Here is a 2155-nt window from a genome sequence, read left to right as displayed (position 1 = left end):
CGATGAGCGGTACGTATCTGGGGATGCCGTCCTTCCCCGAGGCGGCACGGAAATCGACCAAGGACACCCAGCTACGGGCGAACCTGCGCCACGCCACCCACACCATCCGCACCAAACGCGCCACCGCGATCAGCGAACTCACCGACTGGCCCCACCTGCGCGAAGCAGGAGCCGCGGTCAAGGACCACACCCTGGCCCACCTCGACCACTACCTCCTGCAACTCGAAACAGCCGTCACCACCGCCGGCGGAACCGTCCACTGGGCCACCGACGCCGACGACGCCAACCGCATCACCACCGACATCATCCACACCACCGGCCAGACCGAGGTCGTCAAAGTCAAATCCATGGCCACCCAGGAAATCGGCCTCAACGAAGCCCTGGCCGCCAACGGCATCACCGCCTACGAAACCGACCTCGCCGAACTCATCGTCCAACTCGACAACGACCGCCCCTCCCACATCCTCGTCCCCGCCATCCACAAAAACCGCCACCAGATCCGCGACATCTTCACCACCCAGATGGCCGCCTGGGGCCGCCCCGCCCCCCACCACCTCACCGACACCCCCACCGACCTCGCAGAAGCCGCCCGCCTCCACCTCCGCGAAAAATTCCTCACCACCAAAACCGCCATCTCCGGCGCCAACTTCATGATCGCCGAAACCGGCACCCTCGTCATCCTCGAATCCGAAGGCAACGGCCGCATGTGCCTGACCCTCCCCGACACCCTCATCAGCATCGTCGGAATCGAAAAACTCATCCCCACCTGGCAAGACCTCGAAATCTACCTCCAGACCCTCCCGCGCTCCTCCACCGCGGAACGCATGAACCCCTACACCACCACCTGGACAGGCACCACCCCCGGCGACGGACCCCGCAACTTCCACCTCATCCTCCTCGACAACGGCCGCACCAACACCCTCGCCGACACCCTCGGCCGCCAAGCACTGCGCTGCATCCGCTGCTCCGCCTGCCTCAACGTCTGCCCCGTCTACGAACGCGCCGGCGGCCACGCCTACGGCTCCCCCTACCCCGGCCCCATCGGCGCCATCCTCACCCCCCAACTCCGCGGCACCACCACCCCCATCGACACCACACTCCCCTACGCCTCCACCCTCTGCGGCGCCTGCTACGACGTCTGCCCCGTCGCCATCAACATCCCCGACATCCTCATCCACCTCCGCGAACGCATCACCCAGGGCGGAACCACCACCCGCGACGGCGCCACGGTCCGCATCAAGCCGGCCCGCGGCCACGCGGCGGAACGCGCCGCACTGCGCACCGCCGCCTGGACCTTCAGCCACCCCGCCGCCTTCGCGTTCGCCCAGCGCGCCGCCACCGGCACCCGGCGGCTGCACCCGCGGCGCCTGCCCGGCAGGACCGCCCGCGCCTGGACCGCCACCCGCGACCTGCCGACCGTGCCCGCCCGCACCTTCCGCGACTGGTGGCGCGAGCACAGCAGGACACGCCAGGAGCAGACGAAGGGCGAGCAGCGATGACCGCCACCGACAGCCGCAGCGAAGTCCTGCGCCGCATCCGCGCCGCCCTCGGCGACCGGCCCGGCGCGGACCCGCGCCCGGCCCCCGATCCGGCCGCGATCCCGCGCACCTACCTCGCCGTGCACGCCGACCGCACCCCGGAGCAGCGCACCGACCTCCTCGCGGAGAACCTGGCCGACTACCGCGCCCACGTCCACCGCTGCACCACCGACAGCCTCGCCCCCACCCTCGCCCGCCTCCTCGCCGACCACCACTCCCGCACCGCCGTCATCCCCCCAGGACTCCCCCACCACTGGCTCACCTCGATCACCGGCACCGAAATCCTCGACGACGAACCCCCACTGACCGCACGTCAACTCGACACCGTCGACTCCGTCATCACCGGCTGCGCACTGGCCATCGCCGAGACCGGCACCCTCGTCCTCGACACAGGACCCGACCAAGGCCGCCGCATCCTCAGCCTCGTCCCCGACCACCACATCTGCATCGTCCACGCACCCGAGCAGATCGTGGACTCACTCCCCCACGCACTGCCACGCCTCGACCCGCGCAAACCCCTGACCTGGATCTCCGGCCCCTCCGCCACCAGCGACATCGAACTCGACCGCGTCGAAGGCGTCCACGGCCCCCGCACCCTCGACGTCATCCTGGTCAGC

2 protein-coding genes are annotated in these 2155 nt (G+C 69.8%); both read left to right on the top strand.

The features are described 5' to 3' along the window. Positions 1-2: 2 nt before the first annotated feature. Positions 3-1499: a lactate utilization protein B gene (locus tag JT723_RS34595; protein ID WP_205048872.1), complete on the top strand. Its 1497-nt coding sequence runs from the start codon at positions 3-5 to the stop codon at positions 1497-1499. Continuing rightward, on the top strand, positions 1496-2155 hold a 660-nt coding region (locus tag JT723_RS34590; RefSeq protein WP_205048871.1), incomplete at its 3' end, for a LutC/YkgG family protein. The genes JT723_RS34595 and JT723_RS34590, both read left to right, overlap by 4 nt.

Source organism: Actinacidiphila bryophytorum (assembly GCF_016916835.1).
Taxonomy (GTDB): domain Bacteria; phylum Actinomycetota; class Actinomycetes; order Streptomycetales; family Streptomycetaceae; genus Actinacidiphila; species Actinacidiphila bryophytorum.
The sequence above is the reverse complement of the archived record's forward strand: the minus strand, read 5'-3'. Positions and strand labels throughout refer to the sequence as shown.

Excerpts from the sequence above, each read along its gene's own strand:
- JT723_RS34595 (WP_205048872.1), top strand. The coding sequence starts at position 3 with ATGAGCGGTACGTATCTGGGGATGCCGTCCTTCCCCGAGGCGGCACGG.